The following is a 22,991-nucleotide window of genomic DNA, read 5'->3' as shown; positions in this document are numbered from 1 at the left end:
CAAAGCATGAAGATCCTCAACGTCCACCAGCGGCTGCTCAATGCCGCCCCCGAGCGCGTGAGCGCCGTGCTCGCCACGCTGGGCCAGCCCGGCGACCTGGCCTGGCCGGGCCGGCACTGGTCGCGCATGAAACTGGACCGCCCGCTCTCCGTCGGCGCTGTCGGCGGCCACGGCCCCATCCGCTACTTCGTCGAGGCGTGCGAGCCGCAGTTCGTCGCCTTCCGCCTCACCATGCCCGGCGTCGACGGCTGGCACGGCTTCGAGATCCTGGACGCGACCGCCAGCTATTGCGTGCTGGAGCACCGCATCGAGGCCGACGTCAAGGGCGCCTTCTTGCTCAAGTGGATCTTCGCCATCCGCGCGCTGCACGACGCGTGCGTGGAGGACGTGTTCGCGCAGATACAGGTGGCGCTGGGCGAGACGCCGCGCTACGTGCCGTGGTCGCCCTACGTGCGCTTCCTGATGTGGCTGTTCTCGCGCGGCGGCAAGTCGCGCGCCACGAGGAGGCCGCATGCAGCCTGACCTGCTCCACTGGGGCCGGCAGGTGCTGAAGCAGCAGGCCTTCAGCGAACTGCTGGGCACGGAGCTCGACGTGTTCGAGGCCGGACAGGCGCAGCTGTCGCTGGTGCTGGCCCCCAAGCTGCTGCAGCAAAACGGCTTCGTGCACGGCGGCGTGCTGGCGTACCTGGCCGACAACGCCCTCACCTACGCGGGCGGGTCGGTGCTGGGGCCGGTGGTGCTCACGTCCGAGTTCAAGATCAACTACCTGCGGCCGGCCAGGGACTGCGACAAGCTCGTCGCCGTGGCCACCGTGGTGGGCAACGGCAAGTCGCAGGCCGTGTGCCGCTGCGACGTGTTCATGGAGACGCGCGGCGAGCGCAAGTTGTGCGCCGCGGCGCAAGGCACCATTCGCAAAGCGGACTGAAACCGCTACAGTCGCGCGATGATCGAAAAAGAACTCGACATCGCCACCGCCGATGGGCACATGAACACCTTCATCTGCTACCCCGACGAGAAGGCGCCCTTCCCCGTCTGCTTCTTCTACATGGACGCGCCCGGCTACCGCGAGGAACTGCGTGACATGGCGCGGCGCATCGCGTCGGTGGGCTACTACGTGGTGCTGCCCAACCTGTACTACCGCCGCACGCGCGACTACTGGCTGCGCGAGCGCACCGAGCCGGCGATGGCCGTGATGTTCGAGCACATGCGCGCCACCACCACCGACCTGATCATGCGCGATACGGCCGCCATGCTGAAGTTCGTCGATGCGCAGCCCGAAGCCAACGCCAAGAAGATCGGCGCGGTGGGCTACTGCATGAGCGGGCCCTTCGTGATGGGCGCGGCGGCCACCTTCCCCGACCGCATCGACTGCATCCTGTCGATCCACGGCGCGAACATGGTCACGGACAAGCCGGATTCGCCGCACCTCTTCGCCCCTAAGATCAAGTGCGAGAGCTACTTCGCGTGCGCCGAGACGGACAAGTGGGCGCCGCCCACCGACATCGCGGCGCTGGAGAAGGCGCTGAAAGAGGCCAAGGTGCCCTACCGCATCGAGTGGTACCCCAACAGCGAACACGGCTTCGTCTTCCCGCAGCGCGCCGTGTTCCACAAGCCCAGCGCTGAGCGGCACTGGGAGAGGCTCTTCGAGATCTTCGGCCGCGTCCTACAGCACTGACGCAGCGCTCGTCCCAAGATTCGGCTCATCGAGTTGAATCACCGGAGACGAACCATGTCCGACGACAAGAGCAAGGCCAGCGGCCAGGACCGCGAGCGCATCAACGTCAACCAGGACTACGAGCTGCGCGACTGGGCCAAGAGCCTGAACACCACGCCCGAGCGCGTGAAGGAAGCCGTGGCGGCGGTGGGTGACCGCGCCGAGAAGGTGCGCGAGTACCTGCGCGGCAAGTAACTAGTCGCTGACCGCCGGCTCCGTCCACTGCGCATCCGTCTTGCGACGGAAGATCGAGAACGTGCCCGTCGCCTTCGAGACGAGCTGCTCGCCGTTGTGGATGGTCGCCTCCAGGCTGGCGATGCTCTTGCCCTTGTTCAGCACCACGGCCTCGCACACCAGCGGGCCGTCGAAGACCGGCTTGAAGTAGCCGATCTTGATCTCGATCGTCGCGCAGATCTCGCCGGGCTCCAGCGAGTTGTAAAGCGCGGCGCCCATCGCCGTGTCCGCGAGCGTGAACAGCACGCCGCCGTGCGCTACGCCCGTGCCGTTGCGGTGCTTGTCCTCGATGGTGATCGAGGCGCGTGAGCGGCCCGGCGTGGCCTCCTCGATCGCCAAGCCGACGTGCTTGGTGAAGCGGATCTTCTTCTTGGCGTCGGCCATCGTTCAGAAGCCTGCGGCCAGGCCGTCGCGGCGCGCATCGGACGCGGCCACGTAGCCTTCCTTGCCCGGGTCGCCGGCGCGCCAGATGAACTGGCCCGCGCCGAAGTCCTGGTAGTTGTCGTTGATGACTTCCATGCGGTGGCCGCGCGAGCGCAGCTCGGCGATCACCTCGGGGTTCATCTGGTGCTCCACGTTCAGCTCCAGCCCCGCGTTGAAGCGCCAGCGCGGCGCATCGCAGGCCGACTGCGGGTCCTGCGCGTAGTCGAGCATGCGCACCAGCGTCTGCATGTGGCCCTGCGGCTGCATGTTGCCGCCCATCACGCCGAAAGACATCACCGGCTGGCCATCCTTGGTGAGGAACGCCGGGATGATCGTGTGGAAGGGCCGCTTGCCCGGCGCCACCTGGTTGGCGCCGGGGCGCAGGCTGAAGCCGTGGCCGCGGTTCTGCAGGCTGACGCCGAAGGTGGGCTCCACGCAGCCCGAGCCGAAGCCCATGTAGTTGGACTGGATGAAGCTGACCATCATGCCGCTCTCGTCGGCGGCGGTGAGGTAGATGGTGCCGCCCTTCACGGGGTTGCCCGGCGCGAACTCCTGCGCGCGCTCCATGTCGATCTTCTTCGCTCGGCCGGCCAGGTACGCGTCGTCGAGCATCTGGTCCGTCGACACTTCCATCGCGCGGCGCTCGGCGACGTAGCGGTACACGTCGGCGAAGGCGAGCTTCATCGCTTCGATTTGCACGTGCGTCGAGTCGGCGCCGTCCAGCGGCATCTTCGACAGGTCGAACTTCTCCAGGATGCCCAGCGCGATCAGCGCGGCGATGCCCTGCCCGTTGGGCGGGATCTCGTGCAGCGTGTAGCCGCGGTAGTCGCGCGTGATCGTCTCGACCCACTCGGGCTTGAACGCCGCGAGGTCCTTGGCGGTCAGAGCGCCGCCGTTGTCCTTGGAGAACTTCTCCAGCGCCTGCGCGATCTCGCCGCTATAGAAAGCTTGGCCCTTGGTTTCGGCGATGAGGCGCAACGCGCGCGCGGCGGCCCGGAACTGGAACAGCTCGCCGACATTGGGCGGGCGGCCGTGCGGCAGGAAAGCCTGCGCCCAGCCCGGCTGCCCCTTCAGCTCCGGCGTGGCCAGCACCCATTTCTGCTGGATGATCACCGGCACCAGGTAGCCGCGCTCGGCGATGTCGATGGCGGGCTCCAGCAGGTCGGCGAAGGGGAGCTTGCCGAACTTCTCAGACATCGCCATCCAGCTCGCAACCGCACCGGGCACCGTCGCAGAATCGATGCCGCGCTTGGGCGGCGCGCTGGCGTCACCGTACTTGCGCGAGAAGTACTCGGGGTTCCACGCCGCCGGCGCGGGGCCGGATGAATTCAGGCCGTGCAGTTTCTTGCCATCCCACAGGATCGCGAAGGCGTCGCTGCCCAGGCCGTTGCTGCACGGCTCGCAGACCGTCATCACGGCCGCGGCGGCGATGGCGGCATCCACCGCGTTGCCGCCCTTCCACAGCATGCGCAGCCCCGCCTGCGCGGCGAGCGGGTGCGAAGTGGAGACGACGTTGCGCGCGAACACCGGCATGCGCGTCGTGGTGTAGGGGTTGTTGAAGTTGAAATGCATGGCTTACTGCTCGGCGGTGAGCTTTCGCTCGGTGATGATCTTCTTCCACTTGGCGCGGTCGGCGTCGGTCATGCTCGCGAAGGCTTGCGGCGTGCCGCCGGCCGGCTCGATGCCCAGCCGCGCCAGGCGGTCCTTCACGTCGGCGTCCTGGAGGGCCTGGTTGACGCCGGCATTGATCTTCGCCACCAGGTCAGCGGGCAGGTTCTTCGGGCCATACAGGCCGAACCAGGTGACCGATTCGAAACCCGGAATGGTCTCCGCGACCACGGGCAGGTCGGGCATCAACGGGGAGCGTTTCAGGGTGGTCAGCGCGAGCGCCTTCACCCGCCCTTCCTTTACGTGCGGCAGCGCGCTGGGCAGCGAGTCGAACAGCAGGTCGACCTTGCCGCTGATCAGGTCGGGCATGGCCAGCGCCGTGCCGCGGTACGGGATGTGCACGAGGAACAGGCCCGCCTGCGCCTTGAAGTATTCCGCGGTCAACTGGACGATGGTGCCGTTGCCGCTGCTCGCGTAATTGAGCTTGCCGGGGTTCTTGCGCGCGTAGGCGATCCATTCCTTCACGTCCTTCGCCGGCGCGGCATTGGGCACGACCATGATGCTCGGGGCGTTGCCCACGTGCGAGATCGGCGTGAAGTCATGCACCGCGTCGTACGGCAGGTGCCCGCCAAAGCTCGGCCCGATGGAATGCGTGCTGGTCGTCGAGAGCAGCAGCGTGTAGCCGTCGGGCACGGCCTTGGCCGCGATGTCGCTGCCGATCGTGCCGCCCGCGCCCGGCTTGTTGTCCACGACGATTGTGGTGCCCAGTTTCTCGCCGAGCTTTTGCGACACGGCGCGCGCGAAGATGTCGGTCGCTCCACCGGCTGGGAAAGGCACCACCAGGCGGATCGGCTTGTTGGGATAGCCGCCGGTTTGCGCGAGCAGCGGTGCGGCAGCCGTAGCGCCCAGGGCGCCGAGCAAGGTACGTCTTTTCATGTCAACGGCCATTATCCGTAGACTTCGCGTGGATGAGAAAACAGGACATCGAGCCCTTCTTCGCCACGCTGCGGGCGGCGAACCCGCTGCCGACGACGGAACTCGAGTTCACGACACCTTTCGAGTTACTCACGGCCGTGCTGCTGTCGGCCCAGGCCACCGACGCGGGCGTCAACAAGGCGACGCGCCGGCTTTTCCCCGTCGCGAACACGCCGCAAGCGATCCTGGCGCTCGGCCTGCCGCGGCTGGAGGACTTCATCAAGACCATCGGCCTGTACCGCAACAAGGCGAAGAACCTGATGGAGACGTGCCGCATCCTGGTCGAGCAGCACGGCGGCCAGGTGCCGAACACGCGCGAGGAACTGCAGGCGCTGCCCGGTGTCGGCCGCAAGACGGCGAACGTGGTGCTCAACGTGGCCTTCGGCGAGGAGACGATGGCGGTGGACACGCATATCTTCCGCGTCTCGAATCGCACGGGCCTCGCGCCGGGCAAGGACCCGCTCGAAGTCGAGCAGAAGCTCTTGAAGGTGGTGCCGAAGGAGTACCTGAAGGACGCGCACCACTGGCTGATCCTGCACGGCCGCTACGTGTGCGTGGCGCGCACGCCCCGCTGCTGGGAGTGCGCGGTCATCAAGTACTGCCCCTACAAACCGAAGACGCCGCCGCCGAAGGCGTGAAGGGTCATCAGGACCATCACCACGATGGCTGCGGCAGCCTTGACCTTCGCGGGTTGGCGCGCGAAGGCTTCCTTGTTGAAGGTCGCGTCGTCGACCAGCTGCGACGCAGCGCGGGGCTACAGGCCGCGCCGGCCTCGCACCGCCCATGCGCGCGCCGGCAAGGCGATCGAACCGTCCGCCGCGGGCCGCAGCCTGTCGCGCAGCAGCTCGCGGATGCGGCCCTGGTCCTTCTCGTCCAGGGAGGCCAGATAGGTCGGCGCCGAGCCCTGCCGCCCGAGGAACGGCAGCCAGTAATCGTCGAAGTCGCGGAACACCATCGTGAAGTCGAGCGGGCGCGACGCGACGTCCTCCAGTCCCGTTTCCACGAAGAGGCTTTCGAGCGCGTCCGGCCGGCAGATGGGGAAGCGCTCGGCCTGGTCCATGGCGGTGTCCCCGCCGCGCAGCTCGATCGCGGCATCCCAGAAGCTGCGCACCATCTTCATGCCGCCCGAGTAGTCCCACACGTAGGCCGCGACGACCGCGCCGGGGCGCGCCACGCGCGCCATCTCCGCGGCCATGCGCTGCGCCGACGGCACGAAGTTCAACACCAGCCCCGATACGACGGCATCGAACGACGCGTCGGGCCAGGGCAGTTGCTGCGCATCGGCTTCGACGAAGCTCGCGCGCGGATCGGCGATGCGCCGCGTCGCGTCCTCGACGTAAGCCGCCGAGCGGTCAGCGCCGGCCACGCGCCCGGGTGCGCATTGATCCAGGATCGCTTGCACCAGCGCGCCCGTGCCGCAACCGACGTCCGCCCACTCGCGCTGCGCGGGCACTGCCAGCCACTCGAGGAAAAGCCGCGCCAATGGACGGCTCCAGCGCCCCATCCAGCGCTCGTAGGCATCACCCGACCCCCAGGACTCGCGCTCGACGCTCATGCCGTTGCCTCCTTCGCGCCAGTGTGCGGCGCCGGCCCGCGCAACGCAAGGCGGCGATCAAAGGCCCTTCCAGCCCCCGCCCAGCGCGTTGATCAGCGCGACAGCAGCGACGTCGCGGTCGGCAATCGCCTGCGACAGCGCGCGGCGCGCATTCGCCGCCGTGACCTGCGCGTTCACCACCTCGGTGAAGCTCACCTGCCCCGCCAGGTAGCGGTTGAGCACCTGCTGCTCGACCAGGTCGGCGGCGCGCGAGGCTTCCTCGCGCAGCACCAGCTGCTGCTGCAGGATGCGCGATGCGACCAGCTGGTCCTCGACGTTCTGGAAGGCCGCCAGCACCGTCTGCCGGTACGCAGCGGAGGCTTCGCGCAGGCCGGCGCGCGCCTGCTCCACGCGCGCGCTGGTCGCGCCGGCGTCGAAGAGCGTCTGCGCCAGCGACGCGCCGATGGACCACACCAGCGCCGAAGGATTGAAGAGGTCCGCGATGCGCGCCGCACTCGATCCGCCGCTGCCGCTCAGGCGCAGGCTGGGGAAGTAGCCCGATAGCGCGATGCCGATCTGGTCGTTGGCCTGCGCCACGCGCCGCTCGGCCGCCGCGATGTCGGGCCGGCGCTGCAGCAAGGTCGACGGCACGTCGAAGGGAATTTCGGGGACGACGGCCACCCACGTGGGGCGCGGCACCAGCGTGAAGTTGCCCGGCGCGCGGCCGACCAGCACGGCGATGGCGTGCTCGAGGTTCGCGCGTTGGCGCTCCAGCGACAGCATGTCGGCGCGCGCGTTGGCCAGCTGCGTCTGCGCCTGCAGCAGGTCGGTGCGCGCGACGATGCCGGCGTTGTAGCGGTTCTGCGCGATGGTGAAGGAGCGCTCGTAGCCCTTGATCGTGCCGGCCTGCAGCGTGATCGCCGCATCGAGCTGGCGCAGGTTGAAGTAGTCGGTGGCCAGCTCCGTCTGCGCGGAGAGCTTGGCCGATTGCAGGTCCGCTGCGCTGGCCTGCTCGCTCGCGCGCGCGGCGTCCACCGTGCGGCGCAGGCGCCCCCACAGGTCGGGCTCCCACGACGCGCCGACGGACACCGAGAAGTTGTTGCGCTCGGGCGTGTCGCCGCGGCCGCCGCTGCGCGTGGCGCCGCCGGTGAGGTTGACGCTGGGAAAGAGCGACGCGCGCTGCTCCGCGACGATGGCGCGCGCCTGGTCGTAACGCGCCACGGCCTGCGCGACGTTCTGGTTGTTCACCTCGACCTGCGCCGCGAGCGTGTTGAGGTCGGCGTCCTGGAACAGCTCCCACCACGGGCCGCGCTCCAGCATGTCGGCGGGCACGGCCTTCACCCACGCGCCCTGGCCCTCCTTGAAGGCAACGGGCGTCTCGACGTCGGGGCGCACGTACGCGGGGCCGACAGCGCAGCCCGCAAGGGCAAGGGCGATGGCAAGGGCGAGGGTCGTTCTTTTCATGTGGATTGCGGCTCGGCGCCGCGCGCCAGGGCCCGCTCCTGCGGGCTGCGCCTGCGCAGCTTGTCGAGGTAGAGGTAGACGACGGGCGTCGTCAGCAGCGTGATCACCTGGCTCGCGATCAGGCCGCCGATGATGGCCACGCCCAGCGGCCGTCGCAGCTCGGCGCCTTCGCCGAAGCCGATGGCCAGCGGCAGCGCGCCCAGGGCCGCGGCCAGCGTCGTCATCAGGATGGGGCGGAAACGCAGCAGCGATGCCTCGCGCACGGCGGCCAGCGGCGACAGGCCGCGTGAGCGCTCGGCCTCCAGCGCGAAGTCGATGATCAGGATGGCGTTCTTCTTGACGATGCCGATCAGCAGGAACAGCCCGATCAGCGCGATGATCGACAGCTCCATCTTGAACATCAGCAGCGCCAGCACGGCGCCCACGCCCGCCGACGGCAGCGTCGACAGCACGGTGATCGGGTGCACCAGGCTTTCGTACAGCACGCCCAGCAGGATGTAGATGACGACGATGGCCGCCAGGATCAGCAGCGGCTGCTGGCCCTGCGATTCCTGCGCCGCGCGCGCCGTGCCCTGGAAGCTGCCGCGCACGTTGATCGGCAGCCCCACCTCGGCCTCGGCCTGGCGCACGGCCGCCTGCGCGTCGGAGAAGGTGTGGCCCTCGGCCAGGTTGTACGAGATGGTGGTGGCCAGTTCCGCGTCCTGGTGGTTCACCGCGCTTTGCGTGGGCCGCTCGGCGAAGCGCGCAATGGCCGACAGCGGCACCATCGTGCCGACGTCGGTGCTCACCGGCTGGCCGGTGGCCTGGTCGCGCAGCGCCGGGTTGATCACCGCGGTGGACTTGGCCGCCGTCGTCGTGGTCCCGGTGTTCACCGGTGTCGTGATGTCGCCCGGCGTGCCGCGCGCGGGCACGTAGATGTCCTTCAGCGCATTCGGCGACAGCATGTAGCGCTGCGCCACGCCCAGCACCACGCGGTACTGGTTCAACTCGTCGTAGATCGTGGCCACCTGGCGCTGGCCGAAGGCGTCGTACAGCGCGTTGTCGACGTCGCGCATGGTGATGCCCATGCGCGCGGCGGTGTCCTTGTCCACGTCCACGTACACCTCCACGCCGTTTTCCTGCTGGTCGGTGTCCACGTCGGTCAGCGCGTCCTGCTGCTTCATCTGCTCGGCCAGGCGCGCGGCCCAGCGCCGCAGGTCGGCCACGTTGTCGCTCTTCAGCGTGTACTGGTAGGTGCTGTTCGATTGCCGCCCGCCCATGCGGACGTCCTGCACGGGGTTGAGGAACAGGCTCACGCCCGTCACCTGCGCCAGCTTGGGCCGCAGGCGCGCGATGACCTGCGTGCCCTTCACGTCGCGGTCGCGGGCCGGCTTCAGGCTGACCGAGAGGAAGCCGCCGCCCGCGCGCGAGCCGCCGGTGAAGCCCACCACCGTGTCCACCGCAGGGTCGGCCTTGATGATGTCCACCAGCGTGCGCAGCTTCTCCTGCATGGCCTGGAACGAGATGCTCTGGTCGGCGCGCAGGCCGCCATTGAGCTGGCCGGTGTCCTGCTGCGGGAAGAAGCCCTTGGGGATCTGCACGAACAGGTAGACGTTCAGGCCGATCACCAGCACCAGTACGAACAGCACGAGCCAGCGCGCGGCCAGCGCCCAGTCCAGGCTGTGCTCGTACATCTTCTGCGTCCACGCGAAGCCGCGCTCGAAGAAGCGCGAGACGCGGCCCGGCTGCTTCACGTGCGCCTTGGGGTCGAGCAGCCACGCGCACATCATCGGCGTGGTGGTCAGCGAGATCACGAGCGAAATCATCACCGCCGCCGACAGCGTGACGGCGAATTCGCGGAACAGGCGCCCCACCTGCCCGCCCATGAACAGCAGCGGGATGAACACGGCCACCAGCGACAGGCTGATCGACAGCACGGTGAAGCCGACCTCGCGCGCGCCCAGCAACGCGGCCTTGAATCGGTCCATGCCCGCCTCGATGTGGCGCGCGGTGTTCTCCAGCACGACGATGGCGTCGTCCACCACGAAGCCCGTGGCCACGGTCAGGGCCATCAGCGACAGGTTGTTCAGCGAGAAGCCCAGGAACCACATCACGCCGAAGGTGCCCAGCAGCGAGACGATGGTGGCGATGGCGGGGATGAAGGTGGCGCGCGCGCTGCGCAGGAAGGCGCTGACCACCAGCACCACCAGCGCGATGGCGATCACCAGCGTGATCTCCACCTCGTGCAGCGACGCTCGGATGGACTTGGTGCGGTCGCTCGCCACCTGCAGCTTGATGTCGTGCGGCAGCTGGTCCTGCAGCTCCGGGAGCAGCTCCTGCACCTTGTCGACCGTCTCGATGGCGTTGGCGCCGGGCTGCAGCGTCACCAGAACGATCACGGCCGGCTGGCCGTTGAACAGGCCCAGCGTGTTGATGTTCTCCTGCCCGTCGCTCACCGTGGCCACGTCCGTGAGGCGGATGCCGGCGCCGTTGCGCCAGGCCACGACGATGTCGCGGTAGTCCTTGGCCGTGGGCCGGCCCGCGGCGTCACTCGCGCGCGTGCTGCTGTAGATCTGCAGCTGGCGGCCCGCGCCCTCGATCGTTCCCTTCGGGCGATTGGCGCTGCTGGACTGCAGCGCCGCGCGCACATCCTCCGCCGACACGCCGTACTTGTTCATGGCGAAGGGGATCATCTCCACCCGCACCGCGGGCAGCGAGCCGCCGCCCAGCTCCACGTCGCCCACGCCCGGCACCTGCGAAACCTTCTGCTGCACGACGTTCGACACCGAGTCGTAGATCTGGCCCGGCGTCTTGGTCGGCGACGTGAGCGCGAGGATGACCACCGGCGCCGCCGAGGGGTTGGCCTTGCGGTAGGTCGGGTTGCTGCGCAGGTTGGACGGCAAGTCGCCGCGCGACGCGTTGATCGCCGCCTGCACCTCGCGCGCCGCCGAATCGATCTGCCGGTTCAGGTCGAACTGCAGCGTGATGCGCGTGGAGCCGACGCCGCTGGAGGACGTGACCTCGTTGACGCCCGCGATCGTGCCCAGCCGCCGCTCCAGCGGCGTGGCGACGCTGGTGGCCATCGTCTCCGGCGACGCGCCCGGCAGGCTGGCGGAAACGGACACCACGGGGTAGTCCACCTGCGGCAGCGGCGCCACCGGCAGCACGAAGAACGCGCCTATGCCCGCCAGCGCCAGCCCGATCGTCAGCAGCACCGTGGCAATGGGCCGCTCGATGAAAGGCCGCGAGAGGTTCATCTACTCGGCGCTCCGCAGCTCGGCTTCGGTGCGCTTGCGCCCCCAGCGCCGCGCCGCCTTGTCGAAGCCGAGGTAGATCACCGGCGTGGTGAACAGCGTGAGCATCTGGCTCACGATCAGGCCGCCGAAGATCGCCAGGCCCAGCGGCCGGCGCAGCTCGGCGCCCTCGCCCCAGCCGAACATCAGCGGCAGCGCGGCGCCCAGCGCGGCCAGCGTCGTCATCAGGATGGGCCGGAAGCGCAGCAGCGCGGCCTGGTGGATGGCCTCGCGCGGGCTCTTGCCCTCGGTGCGCTCGGCGTCGATGGCGAAGTCGATCATCATGATCGCGTTCTTCTTGACGATGCCGATCAAGAGGATGATGCCGATGATGCCGATCACGCCCAGGTCGTTGCCCGTGAGGATCAGCGCCAGCAGCGCGCCCACGCCGGCCGACGGCAGCGTCGAGAGGATCGTCAGCGGGTGGATGTAGCTTTCGTACAGCACGCCCAGCACGATGTAGACGCAGATCACCGCGGCCAGGATCAGCCACAGCTCGTTGGCCAGCGAGGCCTCGTACGCGCCCGACGCGCCGACGAAGGTCATGGTCACCGCCGCCGGCAGGTTGATGTCCTTGGCGGCGTCGCGGATCGCCTTGACGGAAGTGCCCAGCGCGACGCCCGGCGCCGTGTCGAAGTTGACGGTGGTCGCCGGGTACTGGCCCACGTGCGTGATTTGCAGCGGCGCGGGCCTTTCGACGATGCGCGCGATGGAGCCGAGCGAGGTCGAGTCGCCCGAGCCCGTCTTCAGCTGCACCATGCCGATGGACGCCGGCGACGCCGCGCTGTCGGGCGTGGATTCGAGGATCACGCGGTACTGGTTGGTCTGCGTGAAGATGGTGGAGACGATGCGCTGGCCGAAGGCGCTGTACAGCGCGTCGTCGATGGCCGATGCCGACACGTTCAGGCGCGCGGCCGTATCGCGGTCGATCTCGACGTACACGGCCGAGCCGCTGGCGTTCGCGTCGGTCTCCACGTTGCGCACCTTGTCCACCGTGCGCAGGCGCTCGACCAGGCGCGTGGCCCAGTCGGTCACCACCAGGCGGTCGGCCCCCTCCATCGAGATGCGGTACTGCGTGGGGCCGGTCTCGGCGTCGATGGTCAGGTCCTGCGTGGGCTGCAGGAAGATGGCGACGCCGGCGATGCGCGAGGCCTTCTCGCGCAGGGCCTCGATGATCTTTTCCTGGTTGCGGTGGCTCTTCTTCAGGTTGATCAGCATGCGGCCGGTGTGCAGCATTGTGTTGTTGGCCGCGTCCACGCCGACGAAGCTTTGCAGCGTCTCGACGTCGGGGTCTTCCATGATCGCCCGCGCCACGTCCTGCTGCAGCCGCGCCATCTCGGTGTACGAGATGGATTCGCCGGCCTGCACGCGCGCCTGCAGCTGGCCGGTGTCCTGCGTCGGGAACAGGCCCTTGGGGATGAAGACGTACAGCAGCACCGTGAGCACGAGCGTGGCGAACGCCACCCACAGCGTGAGCCGCTCGCGCTCGATCACCCAGGTGAGCCAGCGGTCGTAGTGCTCGATGACCTTGTCGATCTTCTGCTGGATCCTGCCGCCGATGCCCGTCTCGCCACCCGGGTGCGCCTTGAGCCAGCGGCCCGACATCATGGGCACCAGCGTCAGCGAGACGACGGCGGAGATCAGGATGGTGATGGCGAGCGTGACGGCGAACTCGCGGAACAGGCGCCCCACCACGTCGCCCATGAACAGCAGCGGGATCAGCACCGCGATGAGCGACACCGTCAGCGAGATGATGGTGAAGCCGATCTCTGTGGCGCCCTTGTACGCGGCGTCCAGCGGCGGCTCGCCGGCCTCGATGTGGCGCGAGATGTTCTCGATCATCACGATGGCGTCGTCGACGACGAAGCCGGTGGCGATGGTCAGCGCCATCAGCGACAGGTTGTTCAGCGAATAGCCCAGCAGGTACATCGCCCCGCAGGTGCCGATGAGCGAGATCGGCACCGCCAGGCTCGCGATCACGGTGGCGCGCGTGCTGTGCAGGAAGGCGAAGATCACGAGCACCACCAGCACCACGGCCAGCACCAGCTCGATCTGCACGTGGTGTACCGAGGCGCGGATGCCCGTGGTGCGGTCCGACAGCACGTCGACGTGGATCGACGCCGGCAGGCTGCCGGTGAGTTCGGGCAGGCGCTGCTTGATGGCGTCGACCGTCTGGATCACGTTGGCGCCGGGCTGGCGCTGCACGTTCAGGATCACCGCGGGCTTCAGTTCCCCGCCGACCATGGCCCACGCGCCGAGCTTGACGTTCTCGGCGCTCTCCACCGCCTTGGCGATGTCCTTCAGCCGCACCGGCGCGCCGTTCTTGAAGGCGACGACGAGGTTCTGGTAGTCGGCCGCGGTGACCAACTGGTCGTTGGCATTGATCGTGTAGGCGCGCGTCGGGCCGTCGAGGCTGCCCTTGGCGCCGTTGGCGTTGGAGCCGGTGATGGCCGTGCGCACGTCGGAGAGCGTGAGGCCGTACGAGGCCAGCGCGCGCGTGTCGACCTGGATGCGCACGGCCGGCCTCTGCCCGCCCGACAGCGTGACCAGGCCCACGCCGCTCACCTGGCTGATCTTCAGCGCGATGCGCGTGTTGGCGATGTTCTGCACGTCGGTGAGCGGCATCGAGTCCGACGTGATCGCCAGCGACAGCACCGGCGCGTCGGCCGGGTTGACCTTGGCGTACACCGGTGGCGCCGGCAGATCTGCCGGAAGAAGCGACGCGCCCGCATTGATCGCGGCCTGCACCTGCTGCTCGGCGATGTCGAGCGCCAGGCCCAGCGTGAACTGCAGCGTGACGATGGACACGCCCGCGGCGCTGGTCGAGCTCATGCGCGACAGGCCCGCCATCTGGCCGAACTGGCGCTCCAGCGGCGCGGAAACGGTCTGCGCCATCACCTCGGGGCTGGCGCCGGGGTACAGCGTCTGTACCTGGATGGTCGGGTAGTCCACCTGCGGCAGCGCGGCGAGCGGCAGCATGCGGAAGCCGACCAGGCCGGCCAGCACGATGGCCAGCATCAGCAGCGAGGTCGCGACCGGCCGCTGGATGAAGGGACGCGACGGGCTCATGGCGCTCGCGTCACTGCGCGGCCCCGCCTTCGCGCCGGCGCTGCTGCATCGCGCGCCAGCGCTCGATGGCCTGCGGGTCGCCGCGGTCGAGCGCGTCGAGGAAGCGCTTGCGGCGCTCGAGCTGCTCGGCATCGCCCTGCGCGGAGTCGAGCATGCGCTGGCGCTGCTCGGGCGTGGGCTTGTCGGACGGGCCGGCGCCGGCGGTTGCTGTCGCCGCGGGCGGCGCGGCCGCGGCGCCCGTGTCGCCGGACGCCGCGCCACGCCGTGCCATGCGCGGCTGGCCTTGCTGCTGTTGCGGGGCCTGCGCGGGCGAGCCTTCGGGCAACGCGGGGGCCGACCCGGCACCGGCCGGCGCGCTCGCACCTTGCCTGCGCCGGCCACCACCGCCGCCGCCCGCGCCCGGCGCGTCGCCCGGCAGCACCACGCGCGAGCCTTCGCGCAGGCGGTCGGCGCCTTCGGTGATCACGCGCTCGCCCAGCTGCAGGCCGCTGGTGACCTGCACCTTGTCCACCGTCTGCTGGCCGGTCTTCACCGTGCGCATGGACACCGTGCGGTCCTGGTTCAGGACGAACACGAAGTCGTTGTTGTTGGCGCCGTGGCGCACCGCCGCGACAGGCACCACCACCGCGTCCTTGATCGTGCGCACGTTGACCTGCACGTTGACGAACTGGCTGGGGAACAGCACGCCGCGCGCGTTGTTGAAGCGGGCCTTGGCGCGCACGGTGCCGGTCTGCACGTCCACCTGGTTGTCCAGTGACGCGAAGGTGCCCGTGTCGAGCACGGCCTGGCGCGTGCGGTCGAACGCCTTCGCCTCCATGAACGCGCCCATGTTCTGCTGCATCCACGCCGCCTGGTCCTGCGGGATCGCGAACTCCACGTCGATGGGCGACAGCTGCGTGATGAGCGCGACGCCATTGGCATCCGACGAGCTGACGACGTTGCCGACGTCCACCACGCGCAGGCCCACGCGCCCCGCCACGGGCGCGACGATGCGCGTGTAGCCCAGGTTCAGGCGCGCGGTGCCTTCGTTGGCGCGGTCGACGACCAGCGTCGCCTCCAGCTGCTTGACCAGCGCCTCCTGCGTGTCGACTTCCTGCCGCGCGATGGAATCCTGCTTGAGCAGTGTGCGGAAGCGCTCCAGCGTGACCTTGGCCGCCTGCAGCTGCGCCTCGTCCTTCATGCGCGCGCCGGTGGCCTGCTGCAGGGCCATCTCGAACTGGCGCGGGTCGATCTGCGCGAGCAGGTCGCCCTTCTTGACCATTTGCCCTTCCTTGAAGTTCACCTGCTGCAGCACGCCCGACACTTGCGGGCGCACCTTGACCGTGGCCAGCGGCACGACGGTGCCCAGCGCATCGATGGTGACGGGAAGGTCCGCGCGTTCGGCAGCGGCGACGCCCACGGTGGTGGGCGGGCCGCCGCGGCCGCCGCCTCCGCCGCCGAAACCGCCGCCGCCCCCACCACCCGCACGTGCACCGGATGCGCCGGATGCGGCGCCCGAGGCGCCGCCGGATGAATGGGTGAGGTCCCAGGCCAGCCAGCCGAGGCCGGCGACGACGAGCACGGCGATGACGCTGCCGATGATGCGGGCGCGCGCGCTCACGCGCGGCAGTGCGGGTTCCTGTTGTTGGTCTTCTTGCGGCGTGGGATCCATGCTCTTCCTTGTTCCGGCCCGGAACAGCACGCCGGTGCCGTACTTTGCAACGCAGCATGATGCCTCAGCATCGGCGCTCCACGCGTAGTGGCGTAGGCCCATTCCTTCGAATGGGCGGGAACTTTACTGGCGGTTTACGGGCTGTTCACCGGATGTGCATCGCATTGAACATCCGGGTGATGGTCCGGACCGGGACGGGTGGTGCCAGCCCGACGAAAACTACTCGAGTGCAGCCGAGAAGTCCCCCATCTTCGGCCGCACGCCCGGCAGCTGCGACAGCCCCCAGCGCTTCGAGATGAACTGCAGGATCGACGTGGTGTCGTACGCCGTGTGGTCGACGAAGCCCTTGCGGACCGAAGGCCCGATGAGCAGCGTCGGGATGCGCGAGCCGGGGCCGAAACGGTCGCCCCAGCCGGGGCCGGTGGGTGGCGCCACGTGGTCCCAGTAGCCGCCGTTCTCGTCGTAGGTCACGACGACCAGCATGTCCTTCCACTGCGGGCTGGCCCTGAGCTTGTGCAGCAGCGCGTCGATGTGGATGTCGCCGGTGACGATGTCGGTGTACGACGGGTGCTGCGTGTCGCGGCCGGCGGGCTTGTAGAAGCTCACCGCCGGCAGCGTGCCGCCTTCGATCGCCTTCACGAAGTCGTCGCCGTCGAGCAGGTGCTTGGCGCGGTCGGCCGTGCCCGGCGCGAAACGCGCGTAGTAGTTGAACGGCTGGTGGTGCGGCTGGAAATTGGGCGAGTTGTTGTCGCGGGTGTAGATGATCGAGCGCTTCGCACTGGGAGGCTGCTGCCCGTCGGCCAGCGCCTGGTTGTACGCGCCGGCGTACCAGGCCCACGACACGCCCTTCTGCGACAGCAGGTCGCCGATCGTCGCCGCGGTCTGCGGTGGCACCGGCTGGCCGGAGCCTTGCGTGCCGGCGGGGTCGGCCATCTCCTTCGGGCCGTTGGCCGCTGGCGGGATGCCGCTGGGCTGGTACGCGGGCTGCGAGGTGTTGAGCGACCAGCCATCGGGGCTCACCTGCCCGCCACCGGAGCTGAACACGCGCACCGCGCCTTCGTTGGCCGAGGGCGAATCGGGGCGCTTTTCGAGCTTGCCCCTGGCATCGAGGCGCACGCGCATGGAGTCCGGCGCGTTGTCGTGCTTCGGTGCGCAGGCGCAAACGAGGTACTGGTGGTTGAGGTACGAGCCGCCGAACGCGCCCATGAAGAAGTTGTCGGCCAAGGTGTAGCCCTTGGCCCATTGCCACAGCTTGAACGAGCTGCCGTCGTAGTAGCCCATGGTCCAGCCGCCCACGTTGGACATGGCCGCGAACATGTTGTTCTTGCCGCCGTTGATCTGCTCGATGTTGTGCCAGAACACGTGGATCGGGCTGGGCACGATGGTGGTGGGCGGGCGGTTGACCGGCGGCGCGTCGATGCGGAACGGCTTGTTCGGCATGCGCGGGAAGGCCGGGTTCGGCTTGCCGTCGGAGCCGAACACGATCAACTCCTTGAGCGGCTGGCCGTCGTGGTCGAGCTGCGTGTACTGCTCGGGCGTCGCGTTGGCCACGCCGTTGGCGCCCGGGAACATGCCGTACATGTTGTCGAAGCTGTGGTTCTCGGCGTAGATCACCACCAGGTTCTTCACCTTGCCCAGCTTGTCGGACGAAGGCGGCGTGGCGCAGCCCGCCAGGACGAGGGCCGCGAAGACGAGTGTGAGTTTCTTCATGCGCGCGACACTAGCACGCGCATGCGCTCCCGTTGATCAGTGGTGACGAGGATCGAACGTGCCGGAGGCGACGTAGATGCCGCCCAGCACCGTGTGCTGAACACGGAAGTTTTCGAGGCGCGGCGCGAGCCGGCTCCAGGGGTGGCCCAGGCCCTCCAGCGAGGTCGTCGAATACAGCGCAGCCATCATCACGAAGCCATTGGTGGGCCAGGCCCACGGCGGCGCCCACTGCAGGCCCGCGGCGACCACACGGGCGCCGGGCTTCAGGTGCGCGAACACGTTGGCCACCGCCGCCTCCTCGCGCAGGATGTCGTGCGTGAAGTGGAACAGCGCCGCGTCGGCCAGGCCGTCGATGCGCGCCGTCGCGACGGGGGCCGTCACCAGGTCCACATTCGTCCAGCGGTGCTGCGCGACCTTTTCCTTGGCCTGCGCCATCATCTCGGGGCATTGCTCGACGCCGGTGATGCGGCCGATCTTGCCGACACGGCTGTGCAGGCGGTCGAAGCTCAGGCCGGTGCCGCAGCCCACGTCGATGACACGGTCGCCCGGGTGCAGCTGCAGCAGCGCGATCGCCTCGGCCCGGATGGGCTCGAAGAGCATGAGCTCGGTGTCGTAATAGCGGGCGCGCCCCTTGTACTGTTTGAGGGCGGCTTGCCGGTCGGGCCGGCGGCCCGGCTCGATTCTCGGGCGCATGGTGTTCTTACTGGGTGATGACGACGAGCACGCTGCAGGGGGAATGCTCGATCAGCGCGCCGGAGATCGAGCCGCGCCACCAGCGCGCGGCCCAGCTGTCCAGGTGCTTGTGGCCGACGATGATCAGGTTGGCGTCCACCTTGCGGGCGTACTTGGTGATCTCGTCGATGGCTTCGCCCACCACCACCTCGCCCTTGGCGCTGGTGCCGATCTCGGCCAGGCGCCGCACGCCGTCGTCCAGCACGGCCTGGTGCTTTTTCTTCTCGCGCTCCTCGAGTTCGATGTCATAGACACCGCCTTCGAGGCCCACGAAGCTCATCGCCGAGGGCATCACGGCTATCAAGAAGAGCTCGGACTGCCCCCACTGGCAGATTTCCTTGCAGTCGAGCAATGCCCTCTGCCCGGCGTCGGAGCCGTCGTAGGCGAGCAGGATGCGCTTGTACATGGCGTTCTCCGGGCTTGGATGGCGGGAGGATAGACCCGCCCGGCCCGTTTGTCACAACCGTTCGTATCAGTGCTTGCCCGAGACTTGAGCCGAATCAAACGTGGCCATGTCGCAAAGCAACATGCAGGCCGACACGACCAGCGGCCAGGCCAGCGCGGCGCCCGATCCCTCGCCCAGGCGCAGGTCCAGCTCCAGCAGCGGGCGCGCGCCGAGGGCGCCCAGCATGAGTGCATGGCCCGGCTCGGCCGAGCGGTGCGAGAAGATGCATCGTTGTACGACATGTGGCGCCACCGCATGGGCGACGAGCAGCGCGGCGCCGGTGATGAAACCGTCCATGACGACGATACGGCGCTCGCTCGCGGCCTGCAGGATCGCGCCCGCCATCGTGGCGATCTCCAGCCCGCCGAAAGCCGCCAGCGCGTCCAGCGGCGCGCGCGCATCGGCATGGCGGTCGAGCACGCGCTGCAGCACGTCCTTCTTGCGCTGCAGGCCCGCGTCGTCCAGCCCGGTGCCACGGCCCACGCACTCGCCCAGCGGTGCGCCGGTGAGGCGCGCGAGCAGCAGCGCCGCGGGGGACGAGTTGGCGATCCCCATCTCGCCCACCAGCAGTGCGTTGCCCGGCAAGCCTTGCACCAGTTCCATGCCGTGGCGCATCGCTGCCTCGCATTGGCCGCGCGACATCGCCGGGCCCGTTGCCGGATCCGCCGCGCCCTTGGCGACCTTGAGCGGCCGCAGCTGCGGATGCGGCTCGAAGTCGCACGCCACGCCGCAATCGACGACCGTCATCGCCAGCCCGTGCTGGCGCGCGAGCACGCTCACCGCCGCGCCGCCGGCCAGGAAGTTGCGCACCATCTGGCCCGTCACCTCCTGCGGGAAGGCCGAGACGCCGTGCGCGGCGATGCCGTGGTCGGCGGCGAAGACGACCAGCTGCGGCTGCACCAGCTTCGGCTTGTCGGTGCCGAGCACGCGGCCGGCCTGCAGCGCCAGCTGCTCGATGCGGCCGAGCGAGCCCTGCGGCTTGGTCTTGTGGTCGATCGCACGCTGCAGCGCGGCGTCGAGCGCGGCGTCGCGCAGGTCAGGGATGGGCGGGAGTTTCATCGGGCAAGGCGACGGGGCGGCCGTCGATTTCGCGCACGCGCACGCGCCCGCCGAACACGCGTTCGACCGCGCGGTGCGTGGCGGTGTCGGCGCAGGCGCCGTGGTGGACGATGCGGCCGGCATCCATCACCACCATCTCGTCGGCGTGCAAGGCCATGGTGATCTCGTGCAGCACGGCCACCGCGGTGCCGCCACGCTGCACGTGCTCGCGCACGATGCGCAGCCAGTCGGCCTGGTGCGGCGGGTCCAAATTGGCCAGCGGCTCGTCCATCATCAGCACCGGCGCGCGCACGGCCAACGCGCGCGCCAGCAGCACGCGCTGGCGCTCGCCGCCGGACAGTTGCCCGAGCGGGCGCTCGCGCCAGTCCCAGCACTGCGTCTGCTCCATGGCCGCCTGCGCGGCGGCATGGTCCTGCGCCGTCGCGGGCCCCAGCCATTCCTGGTGCGGCAGGCGGCCGAGCATGACGACGTCGCGCGCCAGCAAGTCCTCGGCGCCGCCTTCGTTCTGCCCCAGCCACGCGATGCGGCGGGCGCGCTCGCGCATCGGCAGCGCGCGGGCGTCGCGGCCGAGCAGCTCGATCGCGCCGCGCGAGGGCGTGAGCTGCGCCAGCGCCTTGAGCAGCGTGGTCTTGCCGGCGCCGTTGGGCCCGACGATGGACGTCCACTTGCCGCCCGGCAGCACGACGTCGACGCCGTGCAGCACCTCGACGCCGCCGAGGCTGGCGTGCAGGGCTTGCGCGCGGATCGCCGCGTTCACACCGGTCTCCGGTGCATCAGCCAGATCAGGTAGCCGCCGCCCAGCACCGCCGTCAGCACGCCGACCGGGATCTCCTGCGGCGCCAGCAGCCAGCGCGCCAGCACGTCGGCGGCCAGCAGCAGCACGCCGCCGGCCAGCGCCGACAGCGGCAGCAGCCAGCGGTGCGTGGGCTTGGCCAGCGCGCGCATCAAATGCGGCGCGACGAGGCCGATGAAGGCAATGAGCCCCACCTGCGCGACGGCGGCGCCGGTGGCCAGCGCCATCGCCACGACGAGCACGACGCGCACCGGCGTGAGCGCAACGCCCAGGCTGGCGGCGGTCACCTCGCCCAAGGCCAACGCATCGAGCGCGCGGCTGAAGCCCAGCGCCGCGACGGTCGCGACCACCAGCACCACCGCCAACAGCCCGGTGCTGCCCCAACCGAGGAAGCCCGTGGTGCCGAGCAGGAAAGCCTGCATCGCCCGCATGATTTCCGGGTCCCAGAACATCACGAGCGCCGACAGCGCGCCGAACACCATGCCGACGACCACGCCCGAGAGCAACAGGCGCAAGGTGTGCTGCACGCCTTGCGCGAGCACCAGCGTGACGAGCACCGCGGCCATCGCACCGACGAAACCCGCGAGCGTCAGGCCCCAATGCGCGAGCCAGTCGGGCGCCGCCAGCGGCGAGATGCCGATGGCCACGAGGCACAGTGCGACGCCGAACGCGGCGCCCGTCGCGCTGCCCAGGAGGTAGGGATCGGCCAGCGGGTTGCGGAACAGGCCTTGCGCCACCGCGCCGGCGAGCCCGAGCAGCGCACCCGCCAGCCACGCGCCGAGCGTGCGCGGCAGGCGGATCTCCCACAGGATCGCGAAACGCGGCCCGTCGGTGCGGAAGAAGAGCGGCTCCCAGCCCTGGCTGCCGACCGCGGTGCCGCAGACGACGAGCGCCGCGCTCAGCGCCAGCAGCGCGAGGAACAGCGAGACGGGGTTGGCGGGCTTCATCGCGAGAGGCACCCCGCGAGGATGCGCGCGGCGTCGGCCAGCCGCGGGCCGGGGCGCGCGACGACGTCGCCCTGTGCGCTGTCCAGCGTGCACACGCGGCCTTCGCGGATGGCGCTGATGCGTTCCCAGCCGGGGCGGCGGCGCATCTCGGCGGCTTCGCGCGCGCCGATCATGATCACCTGCGGGTCGGCGCGCACCACGAACTCGGGGTTGAGCTTGGGCACGCTGCCCAGGCTGGCCGGCACGATGTTGGCGGCGCCCAGGCGCTTGAGCAGCTCGCCGATGTGCGAGATCTCGCCTGCTGCGTAAGGGCCGCTGTCGACTTCGAAATACACGCGCACGCCCTTGCGCGACGCGGGCACCGCGTGGGCTGCCTGCGCGATGCCGTCGTTCATGCGCATCCACTCGCGCTTGGCCGCTTCGGCTTCGCCCAGCAGCGCGCCGACCTTCTCGAACGCCACGCGCACGTCGTCCAGCGTCTTGGGCTCCATCGCCACCACCTGGATGCCCAGCGCCTGCAGCCGGGCGGCGGCGCGGCTCGACGAGGTGAGCAGCACCAGGTCGGGCTTGAGCGCGACGATGCGCTCGATGTTGGCGTCCTCCAGCCCGCCGACGTGCGGCAGGCGCTTGACGGAGTCGGGCCAGTTGGAGAAATCGTCGACCGCGACGAGCGCGCTGCAATGGCCCAGCACGCACACGGTTTCGGTCAGGGACGGCAGCAGCGAGACGATGCGCCTGGGTTGCGCGTGGGCGTGCAAGGCACACAGGGCCAGCAAGGCGAAGAGCCAGCGCGTCATGCCGTGCCCTTCAAGGTGATCGCGAGCCCCGCCGACATCAGCGTCACGCGCTCGCTCGCGGCGGCCGCTGCCTGGTTCAGCGAACCGAGTGCGTCGACGAACTGGCGCGAGTCGCGGCCCATGGGCACGACGCCCTGGCCGATCTCGTTGCTGATCAGGATGATGGGGCCGGCACAGCGCGCCAGCGCGCGCGGGATCTCGTCGCCGTCCACCGGCTGCGCGTCGCCGGCGTGCGGCATCAGCCGCGCGGTCAGCCACAGCGTCAGGCAATCCACCACGATGAGCGTGTCGGCGCGGCTGTTCGCGCCGATCGCCTGCGCGAGCTCGTGCGGCTCCTCCACCGTCTCCATGCGCGGCACGCGCCGGGCCCGGTCCAGCCGGTGGCGCGCGATGCGCTCGCGCATCTCCTCGTCCCAGGCTTGCGCGGTGGCGATGTAGATCGCGCGGTGCGACGGCGATTGCACGAGCCACGCGGCGGCGAGCTCCTCCGCGCGGCGCGTCTTGCCGCTCTTCTGGCCGCCCAGGATCAACTCGCTGCGTGCGACGTTCTTTTCAACCATGTTT

At 69.5% G+C, this 22,991-nt stretch carries 21 protein-coding genes; 5 read left to right on the top strand and 16 right to left on the bottom strand.

The features are described 5' to 3' along the window. Positions 1-6: 6 nt before the first annotated feature. Genes WG903_RS11395 through WG903_RS11380 form a run of 4 tightly spaced genes read left to right on the top strand, consistent with a single transcriptional unit; the run spans position 7 to position 1,909 of the window. Complete coding sequence (locus tag WG903_RS11395; protein WP_340075360.1) at positions 7-522, top strand: SRPBCC family protein; 516 nt, start codon at positions 7-9, stop codon at positions 520-522. Continuing rightward, complete coding sequence (locus WG903_RS11390) at positions 512-925, top strand: PaaI family thioesterase (RefSeq protein ID WP_340075357.1); 414 nt, start codon at positions 512-514, stop codon at positions 923-925. The genes WG903_RS11395 and WG903_RS11390 overlap by 11 nt, the downstream gene beginning before the upstream one ends. Before the next feature lie 18 nt (positions 926-943). After that, positions 944-1,675: a dienelactone hydrolase family protein gene (locus WG903_RS11385; RefSeq protein ID WP_340075355.1), complete on the top strand. Its 732-nt coding sequence runs from the start codon at positions 944-946 to the stop codon at positions 1,673-1,675. A 54-nt stretch (positions 1,676-1,729) separates the two neighbouring features. Next, on the top strand, positions 1,730-1,909 hold the full coding sequence (locus tag WG903_RS11380) for a DUF3606 domain-containing protein (RefSeq protein ID WP_340075353.1): 180 nt from the start codon (positions 1,730-1,732) through the stop codon (positions 1,907-1,909). Here the strand turns inward: WG903_RS11380 and WG903_RS11375 are convergent, their stop codons facing one another. Genes WG903_RS11375 through WG903_RS11365 form a run of 3 tightly spaced genes read right to left on the bottom strand, consistent with a single transcriptional unit; the run spans position 1,910 to position 4,915 of the window. Further along, on the bottom strand, positions 1,910-2,332 hold the full coding sequence (locus WG903_RS11375) for a PaaI family thioesterase (protein ID WP_340075351.1): 423 nt from the start codon (positions 2,330-2,332) through the stop codon (positions 1,910-1,912). It lies immediately after the preceding gene. Between the two features lie 3 nt (positions 2,333-2,335). After that, on the bottom strand, positions 2,336-3,943 hold the full coding sequence (locus WG903_RS11370) for a gamma-glutamyltransferase family protein (protein ID WP_340075349.1): 1,608 nt from the start codon (positions 3,941-3,943) through the stop codon (positions 2,336-2,338). Between the two features lie 3 nt (positions 3,944-3,946). After that, positions 3,947-4,915 (bottom strand): Bug family tripartite tricarboxylate transporter substrate binding protein, encoded by a 969-nt coding sequence (locus WG903_RS11365; RefSeq protein ID WP_340075347.1) that lies wholly within the window; start codon positions 4,913-4,915, stop codon positions 3,947-3,949. A gap of 32 nt (positions 4,916-4,947) precedes the next feature. Here WG903_RS11365 and nth point away from each other — a divergent pair, with 32 nt between their 5' ends. Then, complete coding sequence (gene nth / locus WG903_RS11360; protein ID WP_340075345.1) at positions 4,948-5,592, top strand: endonuclease III; 645 nt, start codon at positions 4,948-4,950, stop codon at positions 5,590-5,592. Positions 5,593-5,708: 116 nt separating this feature from the next. Here the strand turns inward: nth and WG903_RS11355 are convergent, their stop codons facing one another. From WG903_RS11355 to WG903_RS11295, 13 genes are all read right to left on the bottom strand, one after another. Further along, entirely contained in the window at positions 5,709-6,509 is an 801-nt protein-coding gene (locus tag WG903_RS11355; protein WP_340075343.1) for a class I SAM-dependent methyltransferase, read from the bottom strand. A gap of 57 nt (positions 6,510-6,566) precedes the next feature. Beyond that, positions 6,567-7,952, bottom strand: a complete 1,386-nt coding sequence (locus WG903_RS11350; RefSeq protein WP_340075341.1) for an efflux transporter outer membrane subunit — start codon at positions 7,950-7,952, stop codon at positions 6,567-6,569. Beyond that, on the bottom strand, positions 7,949-11,188 hold the full coding sequence (locus WG903_RS11345; protein ID WP_340075339.1) for an efflux RND transporter permease subunit: 3,240 nt from the start codon (positions 11,186-11,188) through the stop codon (positions 7,949-7,951). The genes WG903_RS11350 and WG903_RS11345 overlap by 4 nt, the downstream gene beginning before the upstream one ends. Next, positions 11,189-14,293 carry an efflux RND transporter permease subunit gene (locus tag WG903_RS11340; RefSeq protein ID WP_340075337.1) on the bottom strand — a complete coding sequence of 1,035 codons (3,105 nt, stop codon included), beginning with the start codon at positions 14,291-14,293 and terminating at the stop codon, positions 11,189-11,191. Positions 14,294-14,303: 10 nt separating this feature from the next. Further along, positions 14,304-15,944: an efflux RND transporter periplasmic adaptor subunit gene (locus WG903_RS11335; RefSeq protein ID WP_340075335.1), complete on the bottom strand. Its 1,641-nt coding sequence runs from the start codon at positions 15,942-15,944 to the stop codon at positions 14,304-14,306. Positions 15,945-16,163: 219 nt separating this feature from the next. Further along, on the bottom strand, positions 16,164-17,654 hold the full coding sequence (acpA, locus tag WG903_RS11330; RefSeq protein WP_340075333.1) for an acid phosphatase: 1,491 nt from the start codon (positions 17,652-17,654) through the stop codon (positions 16,164-16,166). 36 nt (positions 17,655-17,690) lie between these two features. Further along, positions 17,691-18,347, bottom strand: a complete 657-nt coding sequence (locus tag WG903_RS11325; protein WP_340075331.1) for a class I SAM-dependent DNA methyltransferase — start codon at positions 18,345-18,347, stop codon at positions 17,691-17,693. 7 nt (positions 18,348-18,354) lie between these two features. Beyond that, positions 18,355-18,792 (bottom strand): universal stress protein, encoded by a 438-nt coding sequence (locus WG903_RS11320; RefSeq protein WP_340075329.1) that lies wholly within the window; start codon positions 18,790-18,792, stop codon positions 18,355-18,357. A gap of 66 nt (positions 18,793-18,858) precedes the next feature. Further along, a complete protein-coding gene (cobT, locus tag WG903_RS11315; RefSeq protein WP_340075327.1) occupies positions 18,859-19,890 on the bottom strand; it encodes a nicotinate-nucleotide--dimethylbenzimidazole phosphoribosyltransferase in 1,032 nt (343 codons plus the stop codon). Continuing rightward, on the bottom strand, positions 19,868-20,647 hold the full coding sequence (locus WG903_RS11310) for an ABC transporter ATP-binding protein (protein WP_340075325.1): 780 nt from the start codon (positions 20,645-20,647) through the stop codon (positions 19,868-19,870). The genes cobT and WG903_RS11310 overlap by 23 nt, the downstream gene beginning before the upstream one ends. Continuing rightward, complete coding sequence (locus WG903_RS11305; protein ID WP_340075323.1) at positions 20,644-21,630, bottom strand: FecCD family ABC transporter permease; 987 nt, start codon at positions 21,628-21,630, stop codon at positions 20,644-20,646. Before WG903_RS11305 ends, WG903_RS11310 begins: the two co-directional genes overlap by 4 nt. After that, positions 21,627-22,427, bottom strand: coding sequence for an ABC transporter substrate-binding protein (locus WG903_RS11300; RefSeq protein WP_340075321.1), 801 nt, complete (start codon positions 22,425-22,427; stop codon positions 21,627-21,629). Before WG903_RS11300 ends, WG903_RS11305 begins: the two co-directional genes overlap by 4 nt. Beyond that, positions 22,424-22,987, bottom strand: a complete 564-nt coding sequence (locus WG903_RS11295) for a bifunctional adenosylcobinamide kinase/adenosylcobinamide-phosphate guanylyltransferase (RefSeq protein ID WP_340075319.1) — start codon at positions 22,985-22,987, stop codon at positions 22,424-22,426. The genes WG903_RS11300 and WG903_RS11295 overlap by 4 nt, the downstream gene beginning before the upstream one ends. Positions 22,988-22,991: the final 4 nt, after the last annotated feature.

The sequence above is a fragment of the Ramlibacter sp. PS4R-6 genome (assembly GCF_037572775.1).
Classification (GTDB): Bacteria; Pseudomonadota; Gammaproteobacteria; order Burkholderiales; family Burkholderiaceae_C; genus Ramlibacter.
Note: the sequence above shows the minus strand (reverse complement) of the source record. Positions and strands in the feature narration are given on the sequence as shown.

What these genes read in the sequence shown, in the direction of transcription:
- WG903_RS11390 (WP_340075357.1), top strand. Translation starts at nt 512, where the DNA reads ATGCAGCCTGACCTGCTCCACTGGGGCCGGCAGGTGCTGAAGCAGCAG.
- WG903_RS11395 (WP_340075360.1), top strand. Translation starts at nt 7, where the DNA reads ATGAAGATCCTCAACGTCCACCAGCGGCTGCTCAATGCCGCCCCCGAG.
- WG903_RS11380 (WP_340075353.1), top strand. Translation starts at nt 1,730, where the DNA reads ATGTCCGACGACAAGAGCAAGGCCAGCGGCCAGGACCGCGAGCGCATC.
- WG903_RS11325 (WP_340075331.1), bottom strand. Translation starts at nt 18,347, where the DNA reads ATGCGCCCGAGAATCGAGCCGGGCCGCCGGCCCGACCGGCAAGCCGCC.
- WG903_RS11350 (WP_340075341.1), bottom strand. Translation starts at nt 7,952, where the DNA reads ATGAAAAGAACGACCCTCGCCCTTGCCATCGCCCTTGCCCTTGCGGGC.
- WG903_RS11375 (WP_340075351.1), bottom strand. Translation starts at nt 2,332, where the DNA reads ATGGCCGACGCCAAGAAGAAGATCCGCTTCACCAAGCACGTCGGCTTG.
- WG903_RS11295 (WP_340075319.1), bottom strand. Translation starts at nt 22,987, where the DNA reads ATGGTTGAAAAGAACGTCGCACGCAGCGAGTTGATCCTGGGCGGCCAG.
- WG903_RS11320 (WP_340075329.1), bottom strand. Translation starts at nt 18,792, where the DNA reads ATGTACAAGCGCATCCTGCTCGCCTACGACGGCTCCGACGCCGGGCAG.
- WG903_RS11365 (WP_340075347.1), bottom strand. Translation starts at nt 4,915, where the DNA reads ATGAAAAGACGTACCTTGCTCGGCGCCCTGGGCGCTACGGCTGCCGCA.
- WG903_RS11340 (WP_340075337.1), bottom strand. Translation starts at nt 14,293, where the DNA reads ATGAGCCCGTCGCGTCCCTTCATCCAGCGGCCGGTCGCGACCTCGCTG.
- WG903_RS11305 (WP_340075323.1), bottom strand. Translation starts at nt 21,630, where the DNA reads ATGAAGCCCGCCAACCCCGTCTCGCTGTTCCTCGCGCTGCTGGCGCTG.
- cobT (WP_340075327.1), bottom strand. Translation starts at nt 19,890, where the DNA reads ATGAAACTCCCGCCCATCCCTGACCTGCGCGACGCCGCGCTCGACGCC.
- WG903_RS11385 (WP_340075355.1), top strand. Translation starts at nt 944, where the DNA reads ATGATCGAAAAAGAACTCGACATCGCCACCGCCGATGGGCACATGAAC.
- WG903_RS11355 (WP_340075343.1), bottom strand. Translation starts at nt 6,509, where the DNA reads ATGAGCGTCGAGCGCGAGTCCTGGGGGTCGGGTGATGCCTACGAGCGC.
- WG903_RS11300 (WP_340075321.1), bottom strand. Translation starts at nt 22,427, where the DNA reads ATGACGCGCTGGCTCTTCGCCTTGCTGGCCCTGTGTGCCTTGCACGCC.
- nth (WP_340075345.1), top strand. Translation starts at nt 4,948, where the DNA reads ATGAGAAAACAGGACATCGAGCCCTTCTTCGCCACGCTGCGGGCGGCG.
- WG903_RS11335 (WP_340075335.1), bottom strand. Translation starts at nt 15,944, where the DNA reads ATGGATCCCACGCCGCAAGAAGACCAACAACAGGAACCCGCACTGCCG.
- WG903_RS11370 (WP_340075349.1), bottom strand. Translation starts at nt 3,943, where the DNA reads ATGCATTTCAACTTCAACAACCCCTACACCACGACGCGCATGCCGGTG.
- WG903_RS11345 (WP_340075339.1), bottom strand. Translation starts at nt 11,188, where the DNA reads ATGAACCTCTCGCGGCCTTTCATCGAGCGGCCCATTGCCACGGTGCTG.
- acpA (WP_340075333.1), bottom strand. Translation starts at nt 17,654, where the DNA reads ATGAAGAAACTCACACTCGTCTTCGCGGCCCTCGTCCTGGCGGGCTGC.